14 protein-coding genes are annotated in these 14,382 nt (G+C 70.1%); 11 read left to right on the forward strand and 3 right to left on the reverse strand.

The window, feature by feature from the left end; translation table 11 throughout:
- Positions 1-143 precede the first annotated feature (143 nt).
- The 7 genes from AC1PK7_RS15985 to AC1PK7_RS16015 all read left to right on the forward strand — a co-directional run bounded on the left by AC1PK7_RS15985 (position 144) and on the right by AC1PK7_RS16015 (position 4,549).
- Positions 144-512 carry a rhodanese-like domain-containing protein gene (locus AC1PK7_RS15985; protein WP_019800082.1) on the forward strand — a complete coding sequence of 123 codons (369 nt, stop codon included), beginning with the start codon at positions 144-146 and terminating at the stop codon, positions 510-512.
- 4 nt (positions 513-516) lie between these two features.
- A complete protein-coding gene (locus AC1PK7_RS15990; protein ID WP_017917369.1) occupies positions 517-867 on the forward strand; it encodes an ArsR/SmtB family transcription factor in 351 nt (116 codons plus the stop codon).
- Entirely contained in the window at positions 864-1,721 is an 858-nt protein-coding gene (locus AC1PK7_RS15995; RefSeq protein WP_481098779.1) for an MBL fold metallo-hydrolase, read from the forward strand. The genes AC1PK7_RS15990 and AC1PK7_RS15995 overlap by 4 nt, the downstream gene beginning before the upstream one ends.
- A 79-nt stretch (positions 1,722-1,800) precedes the next feature.
- Positions 1,801-2,580 (forward strand): molybdate ABC transporter substrate-binding protein, encoded by a 780-nt coding sequence (gene modA, locus AC1PK7_RS16000; protein ID WP_481098780.1) that lies wholly within the window; start codon positions 1,801-1,803, stop codon positions 2,578-2,580.
- Positions 2,581-2,589: 9 nt separating this feature from the next.
- Positions 2,590-3,285 carry a molybdate ABC transporter permease subunit gene (gene modB / locus AC1PK7_RS16005; protein ID WP_267105593.1) on the forward strand — a complete coding sequence of 232 codons (696 nt, stop codon included), beginning with the start codon at positions 2,590-2,592 and terminating at the stop codon, positions 3,283-3,285.
- A 28-nt stretch (positions 3,286-3,313) separates the two neighbouring features.
- Positions 3,314-3,931 (forward strand): molybdenum ABC transporter ATP-binding protein, encoded by a 618-nt coding sequence (locus AC1PK7_RS16010; RefSeq protein WP_481098781.1) that lies wholly within the window; start codon positions 3,314-3,316, stop codon positions 3,929-3,931.
- Between the two features lie 60 nt (positions 3,932-3,991).
- Positions 3,992-4,549, forward strand: coding sequence for a flavin reductase family protein (locus tag AC1PK7_RS16015; RefSeq protein WP_481098782.1), 558 nt, complete (start codon positions 3,992-3,994; stop codon positions 4,547-4,549).
- A 45-nt stretch (positions 4,550-4,594) separates the two neighbouring features.
- Here AC1PK7_RS16015 and AC1PK7_RS16020 read toward each other — a convergent pair whose 3' ends face one another.
- Genes AC1PK7_RS16020 through AC1PK7_RS16030 form a run of 3 tightly spaced genes read right to left on the reverse strand, consistent with a single transcriptional unit; the run spans position 4,595 to position 6,991 of the window.
- Positions 4,595-5,191: a hypothetical protein gene (locus tag AC1PK7_RS16020; RefSeq protein ID WP_481098783.1), complete on the reverse strand. Its 597-nt coding sequence runs from the start codon at positions 5,189-5,191 to the stop codon at positions 4,595-4,597.
- Positions 5,188-6,633, reverse strand: a complete 1,446-nt coding sequence (locus AC1PK7_RS16025) for a TonB family protein (protein WP_481098784.1) — start codon at positions 6,631-6,633, stop codon at positions 5,188-5,190. Before AC1PK7_RS16025 ends, AC1PK7_RS16020 begins: the two co-directional genes overlap by 4 nt.
- Positions 6,623-6,991 (reverse strand): BlaI/MecI/CopY family transcriptional regulator, encoded by a 369-nt coding sequence (locus tag AC1PK7_RS16030; protein ID WP_010340889.1) that lies wholly within the window; start codon positions 6,989-6,991, stop codon positions 6,623-6,625. Before AC1PK7_RS16030 ends, AC1PK7_RS16025 begins: the two co-directional genes overlap by 11 nt.
- Before the next feature lie 203 nt (positions 6,992-7,194).
- Here AC1PK7_RS16030 and AC1PK7_RS16035 point away from each other — a divergent pair, with 203 nt between their 5' ends.
- From AC1PK7_RS16035 to AC1PK7_RS16050, 4 genes are all read left to right on the forward strand, one after another.
- Positions 7,195-9,150, forward strand: coding sequence for an acetyl-CoA hydrolase/transferase C-terminal domain-containing protein (locus AC1PK7_RS16035; protein WP_481098785.1), 1,956 nt, complete (start codon positions 7,195-7,197; stop codon positions 9,148-9,150).
- 205 nt (positions 9,151-9,355) lie between these two features.
- A complete protein-coding gene (locus AC1PK7_RS16040; RefSeq protein ID WP_481098786.1) occupies positions 9,356-10,498 on the forward strand; it encodes a phosphatidylinositol-specific phospholipase C1-like protein in 1,143 nt (380 codons plus the stop codon).
- Positions 10,499-10,629: 131 nt separating this feature from the next.
- Complete coding sequence (locus AC1PK7_RS16045; RefSeq protein WP_481098787.1) at positions 10,630-13,368, forward strand: TonB-dependent receptor; 2,739 nt, start codon at positions 10,630-10,632, stop codon at positions 13,366-13,368.
- A 274-nt stretch (positions 13,369-13,642) separates the two neighbouring features.
- Complete coding sequence (locus tag AC1PK7_RS16050; protein ID WP_481098788.1) at positions 13,643-14,374, forward strand: DUF3348 domain-containing protein; 732 nt, start codon at positions 13,643-13,645, stop codon at positions 14,372-14,374.
- Positions 14,375-14,382: the final 8 nt, after the last annotated feature.

Raw genomic sequence — 14,382 nt, forward strand, 5'->3', positions numbered from 1 at the left:
AAGGGCGCATCCGCGCCGTCGGTGGGTATTCCGCCGCGGCAGGCCGGGCGCGGCCGCCCGAGGCTGGCCGCGAGATAAATTAGAATTTTCTTATATTAGAGTCAACTGATATGATGGGCGCACTTTCCCGCCGAGCACCCCCAATGCCCGCCTCCTCCGCCCAAGCCCTGGTCGACCGCGCACGCGCGCAGATCCACGAAACCCCCGTCCACACCGATGCCGCCGCCACGCCACTGCCCGGCGAATGGATCATCGACGTGCGCGAACCCGGCGAGTTCGCCATGGGCCACCTGCCCAACGCGATCAACATCCCGCGCGGCATCCTCGAATTCCGCCTCGATGCCGATCCGGCGCTGGCCCGACGCGACCAGCCGATCCTGCTGTACTGCGCCAGCGGCGGCCGCTCCACCCTGGCGGCGCTGAGCCTGCAGCACCTGGGCTACACCGCGGTGCGCTCGCTGACCGGCGGCTTCCTGGGCTGGACCGCGGCCGGTGGCCCGGTCGATTTCTGAGCCCATGCCGCGCCGCGCCGCAACCGCCCTGGACCCTGCCGCGATGCGCGCGCACGCCAGCGAGGCGGCGCGCCTGCTGAAGGCGCTCGGCAACGAGAAGCGGCTGCTGCTGCTGTGCCTGCTGGTGGACCACGAGCAATCGGTCGGCGAGCTCAACGCGCGCGTGGAGCTGAGCCAGTCGGCGCTGTCGCAACACCTGGCGCTGCTGCGCGAGGATGGACTGGTGCAGACCCGCCGCGAGGGTCAGACCATCTATTATTCGCTGGTGCCCGGCCCGGTGCAGCGCATCCTCGAGGTGTTGCACGGCATCTACTGCAGCGCCGCGCCACCTGCCGCCACCCGGAGCGATCGATGAGCCAGCATCCGTACGTCCACGCCTTCCACCATGCTGGTTCCGGCACCTGGAGCTACGTGGTCGAGGATGGCCACGACGCCGCGGTGATCGACCCGGTGGTGGGCTACGACCCGCAGACCGGCGCACTGGACGACGCGCCGGCGCAGGCGCTTGCCGCGTGCCTGGACGCGCGCGGACTGCACCTGCGCTGGATCCTCGAGACCCACGCGCACGCCGATCATGTCTCCGCCGCGCAGTGGTTCAAGCAGCGATGGCCGCAGGCGACGCTGGCGATCGGCGACGGCATCCGCGAGGTGCGCGCCCGTTTCGCGCCGCAGTTCGGCCTGGACGCGGACCCGCAGGCGCGCTGCGGCTTCGATCACCTGTTCGCCGATGGCGAGCGTTTCGCGATCGGCAGTGTGCAGGCGCAGGTCATCGCCGTGCCCGGCCACACCGGCGACAGCGTCGCCTACCTGATCGGCGATGCGCTGTTCCCGGGCGATTCGCTGTTCATGCCCGACAGCGGCACCGCGCGCTGCGATTTCCCCGGCGGCGACGCGGCCACGCTGTACCGTTCGATCCAGCGGCTGTACGCGCTGCCGGAGGCGACGCGCGTGTTCGTGTGCCACGACTACGGCGCAGGCGGCCGCGCGGTGGCCTGCCAGACCAGCATCGGCGAACAGCGCCGCAGCAACATCCACGTGCGCGACGGCATCGATGAAGCGGCCTTCGTGGCCTTGCGCCAGGCGCGCGATGCGACGCTGGCCGAGCCGCGGCTGATGCAGCCGTCGGTGCGCGCCAACATCCAGGCCGGCCGCACCGACGACCTGGCGCCGCCGCCGGCGTCAGCAGGCAGCGCGCCGCCGGCGCGCTAGGATGCGGGTCTGCGGCAGCGCTGCGCGACTGCGGTCGCGCTCTGCCGCATCGCCTTCCCCGCCCCCGCTGGAGTGAGCCATGACCCGACCGCTGCGCCGCCTGCTGTGCCTGTGCACCTTGATCGTCGCCACCGCGATCGCGCCGGTCTCGGCGCAGACGCCGCTGACCGTGTTCGCCGCCGCCAGCCTCAAGGAATCGCTGGACGAGGCCGCCAGCGCCTACCAGCGCGCCAGCGGCACCACCATCCAGGTGTCCTACGCCGCCAGCTCCACGCTGGCCCGGCAGGTGGAACAGGGCGCGCCGGCGGACGTGTTCGTGTCCGCCGACCAGGAATGGATGGACTACCTGCAGCAGCGCAAGTTGATCGATCCGGCACTGCGCCGTGACCTGCTCGGCAACACGCTGGTACTGGTGGCGCCGGCCGCCAGCAAGGCGCAGGTCGACCTGCGCAAACCCGGCGCGCTGCTCGCCGCGCTCGGCGCGCAGGGGCGCCTGGCGGTCGGCCAGACCGCCAGCGTGCCGGCCGGCAAGTACGCGCGCGCCGCACTGCAGGCGCTGGGTCAGTGGGACGCGGTGCAGCCGCGCCTGGCCGAAAGCGAGAGCGTGCGCAGCGCGCTGATGCTGGTGGCGCGCGGCGAGACACCGCTGGGCATCGTCTATGGGTCCGACGCCCAGGCCGAACCGAAGGTGCGGGTGGTGGCGACCTTCCCCGCCGACAGCCACGCGCCGATCGTGTATCCGGTGGCGCCGCTGCGGGCGAGTGCGCACGCCAAGGCCGCCGCCGAGTTCGTGCGCTGGCTGGGCACACCACCGGCAGAGGCGATCTTCCGTCGCCATGGCTTCTCGCTCACCCGCTGAGGCCTGGCATTGTTCGACTTCACCGCGCAGGAACTGACCGCGATCGCGCTGAGCGTCAAGGTCGCGCTGGTCGCGGCGCTGGCCAGCCTGCCGTTCGCGGTGGCCTGCGGCTGGCTGCTGGCGCGGCGCCGCTTCTTCGGCAAATCGTTGCTGGACGCGCTGCTGCACCTGCCGCTGGTGATGCCGCCGATCGTCACCGGCTACGCGCTGCTGCAGCTGTTCGGCCTGCAGGGCCCCATCGGCGGCTGGCTGTTCGAGCATCTCGGCGTGCAGTTCGCGTTCCGCTGGACCGGCGCGGCGCTGGCCAGCGCGGTGATGGGCTTCCCGCTGATGGTGCGGGCGATCCGCCTGGCACTGGAGTCCACCGACCGTCGCCTGGAAGCGGCGGCCGCCACGCTGGGCGCCGGCCCATGGCGGGTGTTCTTCACTATCACCCTGCCGCTGGCATGGCCGGGCGTGGTCGCCGGCGGCGTGCTCGGCTTCGCCAAGGCGCTGGGCGAGTTCGGCGCCACCATCACCTTCGTCTCCAACATCCCCGGACAGACCCAGACCCTGGCCTCGGCGATCTACAGCCTGCTGCAGGTGCCCGGCGCCGAGGCCGGCATCTGGCGGCTGGCGGCGGTGGCGCTGGCGATCTCGCTGGGCGCCTTGCTGGCCTCCGAGTGGCTGGTGCGGCGCCAGCGCGGCGCGGAGGCGGACGCATGAGCCGCGCGTGCGCCCGGAGCCGGCGCCGATGCTGAGCATCGACCTGCACCTGCAGCGCGGGCGCTTCACCCGCCACGTGCGCATCGAGGAACAGGCGCGCGTGGTCGCCCTGGTCGGCCGCTCCGGCGCCGGCAAGACCAGCCTGCTCAACGCCATCGCCGGGGTGCTGGCGCCGCGCAGCGGGCGCATCGCCATCGACGGCCGGGTGCTGTACGACAGCGCGGCCCGCATCGACCTGCCGGCGCATCGCCGCGGCATCGGCTACGTATTCCAGGACGCGCGCCTGTTCCCGCATATGGACGTGCGCCGCAACCTCGGCTACGGCCGCCACGGCCGCGGCCAGCCGGCGCGCTTCGCACTCGATGCGGTGGTCGAGCTGCTCGGCATCGGCGCACTGCTGGAACGGCGCCCCGACACGCTCTCCGGCGGCGAAGCGCAGCGCGTGGCGATCGGCCGTGCGCTGCTGTCGCAACCGTCGCTGCTGCTGTTCGACGAACCACTGTCGGCGCTGGACGCGGACCGCCGCAGCGAACTGATCCCCTACCTGCAGCGCGTGCGCGACGAAGTGCGCCTGCCGATGCTCTACGTCAGCCACCAGGCCGAGGAAGTGGCGCGCATCGCCGACGCGGTGCATCGGTTGGACTGACGCCGACATCGCGTTCACCGGAGCCGGCGAGACTGAAGTCCCCGCCACGGCAGACTGCGCATGCGCCGCTATCGCAAGCTCGACTTCCCCACGCAGGACGTGCGCCGCTTCCTCGAGCCGGGCCCGGTGGTGCTGGTCAGTTCGGCCTGGAAGCAGCAGCGCGACGTCATGACGCTGGGCTGGCACATGGTGCTGGAGTTCTCGCCCTCGCTGCTGGCCTGCTGCATTTCCAGCGCCAACCACAGCTTCGCGCTGATCCGGCGCAGCAAGCAATGCGTGATCAACCTGCCCACCGCCGACCTGGTCGACACCGTGGTCGGCATCGGCAATACCAGCGGTGCGGACCTGGACAAGTTCGCGCACTTCGGCCTCACCGGGGTGCCCGCCACGCACGTGGCGGCGCCGCTGATCGCCGAGTGCTACGCCAGCTTCGAATGCCGCCTGCACGATGGCAGCCAGATCGGCAAACACGGCCTGTTCGTATGGGAGGTGGTCAAGGCGCATGTCGCCGCCTCGCCGAAGCGGCCGCGCACCCTGCACTACCGGGGCGACGGTCGCTTCATGCTGTCGGGCGCGGAGATCTCGCGGCGGAGCCTGTTCAAGCCGGAGATGCTGTAGTTCCCGGCAACGGGCGAGGCAGACCGCACACTGCGATCGCGGCGCTCAGCGCGCGCCGCTCACGCGCCCCGACTGCACGCTGGCCTTGCCCTGCCGGACCTCGAAGGTGAACGCGTAGGCCAGCGTCACCGGCACCTCCTGCACCGACTGCGCATCGTCGCAGCGCCCCTCCTGCGCCGGCCGCTGCGCCGGATCGGCATAGGTGCAGATCGCCGCCGGCACGAAGCGCCACTGCGCGACCGCGTCCTGCACCGCCTGCAGTAGATCGGCCATCTCCGGCTGCGCGCCCGCGCTGCAGTCCGGGCGATCGTTCAACAGGGCGCTGCGCTCCACCGTGCCTTGTGCGGAGAGGATCACCCGCACGCAGAGCGTGGTCGGGGCCAGCGTGCGGCGCGGCGACTCGGCGGGCAACTGCGGGGTCGGCGCCTGCAACGGTTGCGGCATGCGGAACACCTGCTGTGGCTGCATCTGATACGACTGCACTGCCGCCGCCCCCGGTGCCGCGCCGAACCCGGTTTCCAGCATCCGCTGATCCACCGAGTCGATGCGCTGGGTCGGTTGAGGCGCGTCTTTCGGCGCGTTGCTGGCGCAGCCGGAAAGGAGCAGCGCCAGCAGCATGCCGGCCCGCCCGTGCGCACTCATCGCACGGTCCGCGCCATGCCGCACAGCGGCGCAGCGCCGCCGGTGCCGGCGAACACCTTGTCGCACAAGCTCGCCAAGGTGTCGCCGGCATCCTCGCCCAGGCGATACCAGCGGTAGTTCGCAGCATCGGCGACGCCAGCCGGCGCCTCCTCTGGGTACATTTCCACATCGAACGCGACCGGAATCTTCAGGCGGCTGGCCACAGCGCGTCCGTGCGCAGTCGCCGGCAAGAAGCGCCACTTCCAGGCGGCGGTGACCGCGGCAGCGTCCAACACTGCGCTACCGCTGCCATGATCCAGCACGCGCACGCCGCTCGGCGTCCCGTGCGCATCCACGTCGACCAGCAGGACCAGCTTGCCGGAGACGCCCGCACGCACCGCTTCATCCGGGTATTTCGGGGGTGGCATGTCGATCACCTTGGCAGGCCGCGCTCCGGTCCGCGCGGCGACCACCGACGCCTGCTGCGTCGGTCGTGCCGACGTGCCATCTACCTCGCTCGCGACCAGATCGCGTGCCACGCCCGTGGCATCTGTTCCCGTTGGCAACGCCAGTGCCATTGCACTCCCGCTCAACGCGGCCAGCGTCACTGCCGCGATACCCAGACGACGCCGCCAACCGCGCACCGCCGGGCGGCGCAGCAAGGCAATGCGCTGGCACAGGATGCTGCCCGCCTGCCAATGGCAGCCCACCGGCAAGGCCAACGCGTCCAACTGGGTCTGCAGCATCGCCTCGGCGTAGTGCCGTCGCGTGCCGGGATGGCGGACCAGCACCGCGGCATCGCAGGCCAGTTCCTGATCCAGGCGGAAGCGCGTAGCGGCCCAGTACAGCAGCGGATTGAACCAGTACACGCAGCGCAGCACGGCGAGCAGCAGATTGCTGCGGGTGTCGCCGCGGGCGATGTGCATGCGTTCGTGCGCCAGCACCAGTTGCGCCTGCGGCGGCGGATAGCGCGCAACGAAGTCCATCGGCACCACCACCTGCGGCCGCCACGCACCCAGCACCAGCGGCCCATGAAGCGCATGCTCGGCGACCAGCACGCCGTCCTCGCCCGGGCGCAAGCGGCCCAGGCTGCGTCGGTAGCGGCGCTGCTGCCGCCACAGTACGGCCGCCGAGGCCAGCGCTCCGGCCAGCCACAACGACAGCAACCAGACCGTGGCATGCCCGCTCGCCGACACGCCGTCGCCTGCCGACATCTGCGTCCGTGGCACGCCGACCAGCACCGCCGGCATGTCCAGCACCAAGCCCGCCGGCAACGCTGGACGCCAGCCGCTGGGCAACAGTGCCGCCAGTAGCGCCAACGGCACCGCGATCCATAGCGCGTAGGCGATGCCGGCGCCGAACGCGCGCCGCATCGGCACGCGCAACGCCAGCACCGCCGCGATGGCCACGCTGACGACCAGCGCGGTACTCCCGAGGTCCCTCACGATCCCGTCAATGCTCATCGTCCAGCTCCTGGATCAGTCGTTTGAGTTCGGCGATATCGGCATCGCTGAGCTTGCCGCGCTCGCTGAAGTGCGCCACCAATGGCGCGATACGGCCGCCGAACAGGCGGTCGAGCAGGCCTTCGCTCTGTTGCTGCACCCACTGCGCGCGCTGCAGCAGGGGCGTATACAGATAGCGGCGGCCTTGTTTGTCGGCGCGGATCGCGCCCTTGTTGAGCAAGCGGTTGAGCAGGGTCTTGACCGTGGGTTCGGCCCAGCCGCCATGGCCGGACAAGGCGGCGAACACCTCCTCGGCGCTGAGCGGGTGCCGCTCCCACAGCACCTCCATGACCACGGCTTCCGCGTCGCTGATCGACATTTCGTTTACGTCCGTAAATTTTCAATGATTACGCGCGTAAACAAAACGCATGTCAAGCGTTTTTTTTTGCGCAGCGGCCGATGCCCTGGCGATGGGCATGCCCCCATGCCCGGAGGTCGTCGCCGGCCGTCGCGTGTGCCGCGGCACCGCGCGCATCGCTCGCGCACCACGATCGACGCAATCGCCGGCGCACCCTCTAAGCTATGCCGATGACCGATCACCTCGACGACCTCGACGCCGCTGCCGACCTGATCCTGCAGCGCATCGCCGGCCCGCTGCGCGTGGGCGCACCGCTGGGCCTGGGCAAACCGCATCGCCTGCTCAACGCGCTGTACGAGCGCATCGAACACGATCCGACGCGGCCGCTGCAGATCTACACCGCGCTGTCGCTCAATCCGCCGGCGCCCGGTGGCGGGATGCAGGGGCGTTTCGCGCGTCCGTTCGTGCAGCGCCATTTCGGCGAGGACTTCCCGCGCCTGCGCTACGTGCAGGCGATGCAGCGCGATGCGCTGCCGGCGCACATCCAGGTCGAAGAGTTCTACATGCAGTCCGGCGCGCTGCTGCGCTCGACCCAGGCGCAGCGCAGCTACACCAGCCTCAACTACACCCATGCCGCCGACGCGGTGGCGCAGCGCGCGCCGAACCTGATCGTGCAGAAGGTGGCGCGCGAACCCGACGGCACCCGGCTGTCGTTCTCGTGCAACAACGACATCACCCAGGACACCCTGGCCGCGGTGCAGCGGCGCGGCCTGCCGCGGCCGCTGCTGGTGGCCGAAGTCGATCCACAGTTGCCGTGGATCGGCGGCTGCGCGGCGGTGGAACCGAGCTTCTTCGACGTGGTGGTGACGCCGCCGGGGCCGTATCCGCGCCTGTTCGGGCTGCCGCGGCAGCCGGTCGCAGACGCCGATTACGCCATCGGCCTGTACGCCAGCACCCTGGTGCGCGACGGCGGCACCCTGCAGATCGGCATCGGCACCCTGGCCGATGCGCTATGCCATGCGCTGGTGCTGCGGCATACCGACAACGCGCGCTACCGGCAGGTGCTGGCGGCGCTGGATCCGGAACTGGAGCGGCATCCGGCGGTGCGCGAATGCGGCGGCCTGGAGCCGTTCGCGGTCGGCCTGTTCGGCTGCAGCGAGATGCTCAACGAAGGCTTTCGGCAACTGGTCCAGTGCGGGGTGATCCGGCGCAAGGTGCTCGACGACGCGCCGCTGCTGCAGCGCGTGGCCGACGGCACTGCCGATGCGCAGGACCTGCAGCGCCTGGAGCGCGAGGGCGAATACCTGCAGGGCGCGTTCTACCTGGGTTCGCCGGAGTTCTACGCCTGGCTGCGCGACATGGACCCGCAGGCGCGCGCGGCGATCGGCATGCGCCGCATCAGCGAGATCAACCAGCTCTATGGTGGGGAGACGCTGCGCCGGCTGCAGCGGCGCGAGGCGCGCTTCTTCAACTCCTGCATGATGGCCACCGCGCTCGGCGCGGCGGTGTCCGATGCGCTCGACGACGGCCGCGTGGTGTCCGGCGTCGGCGGCCAGTACAACTTCGTGTCCATGGCGCACGCGCTGGACGACGCGCGCAGCGTGCTGATGTTCCGTGCCGTGCGCAGCGACGGCGGCGCGACGCAGTCCAACGTGCGCTGGAACTACGGCCACACCACCATTCCGCGGCACCTGCGCGACCTCTACGTCAACGAGTACGGCATCGCCGACCTGCGCGGCCTCACCGACGAGGATTGCATCGCGGCGATGGCCGGCATTACCGATGCGCAGGCGCAGCCAGGGTTGCTGGAAACGGCGAAGACCAACGGCAAGCTGGCCACCGGCTTCGCCGCGCCAGCGCACTGGCAGCGCAACCACGCCGCGCGGGTGCGCGACGCGCTGGCGCCGTTCCGCCGCGACGGCACCCTGCCCGATTACCCGCTGGGCAGCGATTTCACCGAGGTCGAGCAGCGCCTGCTGCGCGCCCTGTCCTGGCTGCAGCGACACACCGCCAGTACCGGCGCCAAACTCAAGACGGTAGCCAGCGCGGTGCTGGCGCGTCCCGCAGCGGATGCCGCCTGCATGCAACGCATGGGGCTGGACGCACCGCGCAATGTCGGCGAACGCCTGGAAGCGATGTTGCTGGCGTTCGCCCTGCATCGCACGCGCACGCCGCAGTGACTCACCGCCGCGACTGACGCGGCAACGCGCAACGCGCGCCGATCACGACCGCGTGCGAGAAAGTGACCCCGGTCGCGCGCGAAGACGACGTGTCGCACGATCGCCGCACATCGATGGCGATGACACGATTCGGCAACATGCTGGCAGGAAACACGTCAACTTCGCTGGGGATGCTGTCGGGATATCGTTACCAAACGTGGCCGCGATGCATTCCCACCGTTATGCCCCGATGCCGTCGTCGCTCTCCCGTCGCACCGCACTGCGCGTGCTGCTGGCGATGCTGGCCCTGCTGCCGTCGATCCTGTTCGCCGACCCCCGACTCACCGACCTGCAGTACATCGGCAGCCACAACAGCTACCACGCCGGCTTCGCGCCCAGCGAAGCGGCGCTGTGGAAACGCCTGGATCCGGCGACGTTCGCGGCGCTGGATTACCGGCACCCGCCGCTGACGCAGCAACTGGACGACGGCGTGCGCCAGATCGAACTGGACATCTACGCCGACGCCAAGGGCGGGCGCTACGCGCACCCGGCGATGATCGAGCAACTCGCCAAGGCCGGGCTGCCGCCGGCCCCGCCGATCGCCGCGCCGGGGGTGATGCAGCGACCGGGCTTCAAGGTCATGCACATCCAGGACCTCGACCAGCGCAGCACCTGCCAACCGCTGCTGGCCTGCCTGCGCGAGGTGCGTGCCTGGTCGCAACGGCATCCCGGGCATCTGCCGATCTTCATCCTGCTGGAAACCAAGCAATCGGCCGTGCCGGCGCCGTTTCCCACGGTGCAGCCGGAACCGTTCGACGGCAAGGCGCTGGATGCACTGGATGCCGAACTGCGCTCGGTGTTCGCCGCCAACGACTACATCAGCCCCGACCAGGTGCGCGGCACTGCGCCGACGCTCAATGCCGCCGTGCTCGCGCAGGGCTGGCCTGCACTCTCCGCGGCGCGCGGCAAGGTGGTGTTCCTGCTCGACCAGCGTTCGGTCGGCCCGGCCTACCTGGCCGGCCATCCGTCCCTGCGCGGCCGCGTGTGCTTCACCAACGCCGATCCCGGCACCGACGATGCCGCCTTCGTCGAGCGCAACGACGGCAGCGCCGAGGACATCGCGCACTTGGTGAAGGCCGGCTACCTGGTGCGCACCCGCACCGATGCCGACCTGAAGGAAGCCAAGGGCAACGACACCGCGCGGCGCGACGCCATGTTCGCCAGCGGCGCGCAACTGCTCAGCACCGACTTCCCCGATCACGAACCGGCCACCTCCGGCTACGTGGTGCGCTTTCCCGGCGACGCCGTCGCCCGCTGCAATCCGCAACGTCCGCACGCTGACTGCCAAGGCGTCGACCTGCGCCACTGATCGCCCGCAGCCGCGCCGGGTCGCGGCACCCCCTGGACGCACGCAATGGAAGGCCTTGGCGATCCGCGCGCCGGCATCGGCGCGCCTGGACTTCGGATCGCAACCGCTGTTTCCCCCAACGAGCCACCCCCATGCTCCCGTTCCATCGCCCCCGCCCCTTGTGCTGTGCCATCGCCCTCGCGCTTGCGCTCTCGCCGGCCGCCCACGCCAGCGACGCCAACGACCCCGCTGATGCCAGCGCGCGCACCACCACCCTGGACTCGGTCAACGTGCAGGCCGCCCAAGCCACCGTGCCGGGTTCATTGGACGAACAGCGCCTGTCCAACGGCGTCAACAGCGTGATGAGCAAGCAGCAGATCGACGCGATTCCCTCCGCCGGCATCGCCGACGTGGTCGCGCACCTGCCCGGGCTGTCGGCCTACAGCGACATGCACCTGGGCCAGGCCACCACCGGCGAGAACGCCTACGTCAGCATCCGCGGCCTGGACGCCAGCTACAACAGCTACCGCCTCAACGGCTTCGGCATGCCCGAGACCGATTCGTCCACGCGTGCGATCTCGCTGAACATGCTGGCGCCGTTCGGCATCCAGTCGGTCAAGGTCTCCAAGTCGCCGACCCCGGACCTGCCGGGCGACGCGATCGGCGGCGCGATCGACATGCGCACGCCCAGCGCGTTCGACTTCGATGGCGACTTCTACGGCAAGACCACCGGGCAAGGCCAGTTCAACGCGCTCGCTTCCGACCTCGGCGGCAAGCACACCGGCGGCACGCTGCAACAGGAGCTGGCCTGGAAGTTCGGCGACGACCACGCGTTCGGCGTCTATGCCTCGGCCTACTACGGCAAGAACAACAACATGGCGCAGGCGCCGGCGCCCAACAGCGCGTATTTCCCGGCGGACCCGGCACAAGCCAAGGCGGTGGACCTGCGCGACGTCGGCCCGCTGCTCAGCGCCCGCTACAAGTACAGCGTCTACACCAGCCAGATCGAGCGCTACGGCGGCAACCTCGCCTTCGACTGGCAGGGCGACCACACCTCCCTCTTCGCCCGCGCCATCTACGGCAGCTACAACGTCACCGGCCAGCAGGACCAGTCCAGCGCACGCCTGGAAACCGTCAACAACCAGCCGACCGCGGTGCGTGGCGGCTACTTCAACACCCACGACATCAAGGAAACCCTGGCCACGCTGCAGCTGGGCGGGCAGACCACGCTGGATCGCCTGCGCTTCGACTACGGCGGATCGTTCGGCCGCGGCACCCGCAGCCGCCCGGACTACGTCGCCGCGAGCCTGTACGGCTTCACCCCGGGCAGCTTCGCGTTCGACCTGAGCGATCCCACCTATCCCAGCATCGGACCCAGTTCGCCGGCCCTGAAGAACTTTTTCTACAGCCTGGATTCGGCGCTGTTCTGGAAGACCCAGGGCCACGATGCCGGCAGCCACGACAACCGCGCCAGCGCGCATGCCGACATCAGCTACCGCGTGGACGGCGACGTGCTCGACGAGGTCAAGACCGGCCTGTCGCTCGACCACGCCGACCGCGGCTCCTACGACCATCCGTTCTTCCACAAGGACGGCAACTTCGTCTACAACGGCCCGTATTTCGGCGGCCCCAACTACGTGTTCCCCAACGCCGGCGGCCCGCCGCTGAGCGCCCTGCCCGGCCGTCTCACCTATGCGGCGTTCGATGGCCACTACGCCGGCCCGTTCAAGATCCTCGACCGCGACTGGGTGCGCGCGCAGGCGGTGCCCTACAAGTACGTCAACGATCCCAATGGCGCCGGCATCTATACCGCCAACGACTACAACGCCAACACCACCTCCAGCACCGAGGCGATCTACGCCGGCTACGCGATGGCCACGCTGCATGTCGGCGCGGTGACCATCCTGCCGGGCGTGCGCTACGAACTGACCCGTTACTCCGCCGACGCCTGGCAATCGAACGGCGACGGCATCAACGGCCGTTTCGTCGGCAGCGGCCGCACCTATGGCGAAGTGTTGCCGGGCATCAGCCTCAACTACCGCCCGGACGAGCTGACCGTCTACCGCGCCTCGCTGCGGCGCAGCTTCAGCCGCCCGGCGTTCGGGCTGATCTCCGGCGAGACCGTCTACACGGTCGACCCCACCCAGAAGGTCATCGGCATCTCCAAGCCCAATCCCGACCTGCAGCCGAGCAAGGCCGACAACGCCGACCTGTCCGCGGAGTTCTACGACCGCAACGGCGGCGTGCTCAGCGCCTCGACCTACTACAAGCGCATCACCGGCTTCATCTACACCTCGCAGTCGGCGACCAGCAACGACAACACGCTGGGTGGCCTGGTCCCGACCGGTACCACCTTCGAGGACGGCGTGCCGGTGACCATGCCGCAGAACGGCGGCACCGCGACGCTGTACGGCGTGGAGCTAGCCGGCAGCAAGCGCCTGCAGGATTTGCCCGGGTTCTGGGGCAACTTCGGCATCGCCGCCAACCTGACCCTGCAGCACAGTTCCGCCGACAGCAAGCGCGCCGACCAGCCCGAAAAGACCTGGCTGCCGCGTGCGCCCGAGCGCATCTACAACCTGGACCTGTTCTACGACGACAGCCGCCTGCGTGCCGACCTGAGCTACAACTACACCGGCCTGCAATTGCTCGGCCTGACCAGCGACCGGCTCAACTACTACCTGCAGCCGGTCAAGTCGCTGGACTTCACCGCCACCTACCACTTGCCGCACGGCATCGACGTCGGCATCGCCGCCAAGAACCTGCTCAATTCGGCCACGTTCTACGAGACCCAGGGCAAGTCCACCCGCTACATGGCCTACGACCCCGGTGCCGACGGCGCCTACGTGGAAACCGGGCGCGTGTACATGCTGACGCTGAGCTACACCTACTGACGCCCCCTGTGCCTCCGGCGCGCCGCGTCGGAGGCCTTGCGACGCATCGCCCCCATCGACGCGCCACTGGCGCTAGGCGAACGCTGGGGGCAGTGATCGATCCTGCGCACCGTTCCAGCGTCATCCCGCCCCCCCGGGGCCTCTGCGCCATCGATCCACCCGCACGCCGCCGACACCGGGCGGCGCCCGCCACGCAAGGGTTTCCGCCCTTCAGGGGCGGGTACCGGCGGGGGATGTCATTCGCGTGTAAAATTGCGGGTTTTTGACCCCTCACATGGCGAAAGCCCTTCCACGGGCGCCCGTCCCGGGCCCGGCCTTCATTCGCCTGCTGGCGCGCCTGAGCGATGCGCCGATGCCCGCGTCCAGCCCTGCGCTGGCCGACCGGCTCGGCCAATGGATCGACTGGAACCGCGCGGTGGCGGTGTCGCGGGCGCTGGACGGCAAACTGCCCGAGCCTGCCGAGGACGCGCCCGAGGCGCCGGAACCATCGGCGCTGGAGGCCGAATGCGGCCGCGTGCGCGCCGCGCTGGAAGAGAGCATCGCCCTGGACATCGCCAAGGAAACCGGCAAGCCCGTGGGCAAGCGCCAGCACGACCCCGACGCACCCATCGACTACGCGCCGTTCCGCCAGCGCTACCTGGCGCTGCAGCGGACGATGCTCACCGCCACCGGGCGCCTGCGCGGCCTGCTGCGCGATGCCCTGGTTCCGCTCTCGCCGGAGATGGCGCGGCTGGCCGAGGTCGATGCGGTGATGGAACTGACCCTCAGCCCGCGCGAGCAGACCCTGCTGGCGACGGTGCCCAACCTGCTGGAAGCGCATTTCCAGCGCCTGCGCGCCGCCGCGGCGCCCGCCCCCGATCCATCCCTCACCGACGTTCCGCCGGCGCCTGCCGACACGGCCTGGCTGGACCTGTTCCGCCAGGACCTGCACAGCGTGTTGCGCGCCGAACTGGACGTCCGCTTCCATCCCATCGAAGCGCTGCTCGCCGCGCTTCGCAGCCGTTGATTCGACCC

The organism is Xanthomonas sp. NCPPB 3174 (assembly GCF_056725205.1).

Coding starts and splice junctions, on each gene's coding strand:
- AC1PK7_RS15985 (WP_019800082.1), top strand. CDS start 144: ATGCCCGCCTCCTCCGCCCAAGCCCTGGTCGACCGCGCACGCGCGCAG.
- AC1PK7_RS15990 (WP_017917369.1), top strand. CDS start 517: ATGCCGCGCCGCGCCGCAACCGCCCTGGACCCTGCCGCGATGCGCGCG.
- AC1PK7_RS15995 (WP_481098779.1), top strand. CDS start 864: ATGAGCCAGCATCCGTACGTCCACGCCTTCCACCATGCTGGTTCCGGC.
- modA (WP_481098780.1), top strand. CDS start 1,801: ATGACCCGACCGCTGCGCCGCCTGCTGTGCCTGTGCACCTTGATCGTC.
- AC1PK7_RS16010 (WP_481098781.1), top strand. CDS start 3,314: ATGCTGAGCATCGACCTGCACCTGCAGCGCGGGCGCTTCACCCGCCAC.
- AC1PK7_RS16015 (WP_481098782.1), top strand. CDS start 3,992: ATGCGCCGCTATCGCAAGCTCGACTTCCCCACGCAGGACGTGCGCCGC.
- AC1PK7_RS16020 (WP_481098783.1), bottom strand. CDS start 5,191: ATGAGTGCGCACGGGCGGGCCGGCATGCTGCTGGCGCTGCTCCTTTCC.
- AC1PK7_RS16025 (WP_481098784.1), bottom strand. CDS start 6,633: ATGAGCATTGACGGGATCGTGAGGGACCTCGGGAGTACCGCGCTGGTC.
- AC1PK7_RS16030 (WP_010340889.1), bottom strand. CDS start 6,991: ATGTCGATCAGCGACGCGGAAGCCGTGGTCATGGAGGTGCTGTGGGAG.
- AC1PK7_RS16035 (WP_481098785.1), top strand. CDS start 7,195: ATGCCGATGACCGATCACCTCGACGACCTCGACGCCGCTGCCGACCTG.
- AC1PK7_RS16040 (WP_481098786.1), top strand. CDS start 9,356: ATGCATTCCCACCGTTATGCCCCGATGCCGTCGTCGCTCTCCCGTCGC.
- AC1PK7_RS16045 (WP_481098787.1), top strand. CDS start 10,630: ATGCTCCCGTTCCATCGCCCCCGCCCCTTGTGCTGTGCCATCGCCCTC.
- AC1PK7_RS16050 (WP_481098788.1), top strand. CDS start 13,643: ATGGCGAAAGCCCTTCCACGGGCGCCCGTCCCGGGCCCGGCCTTCATT.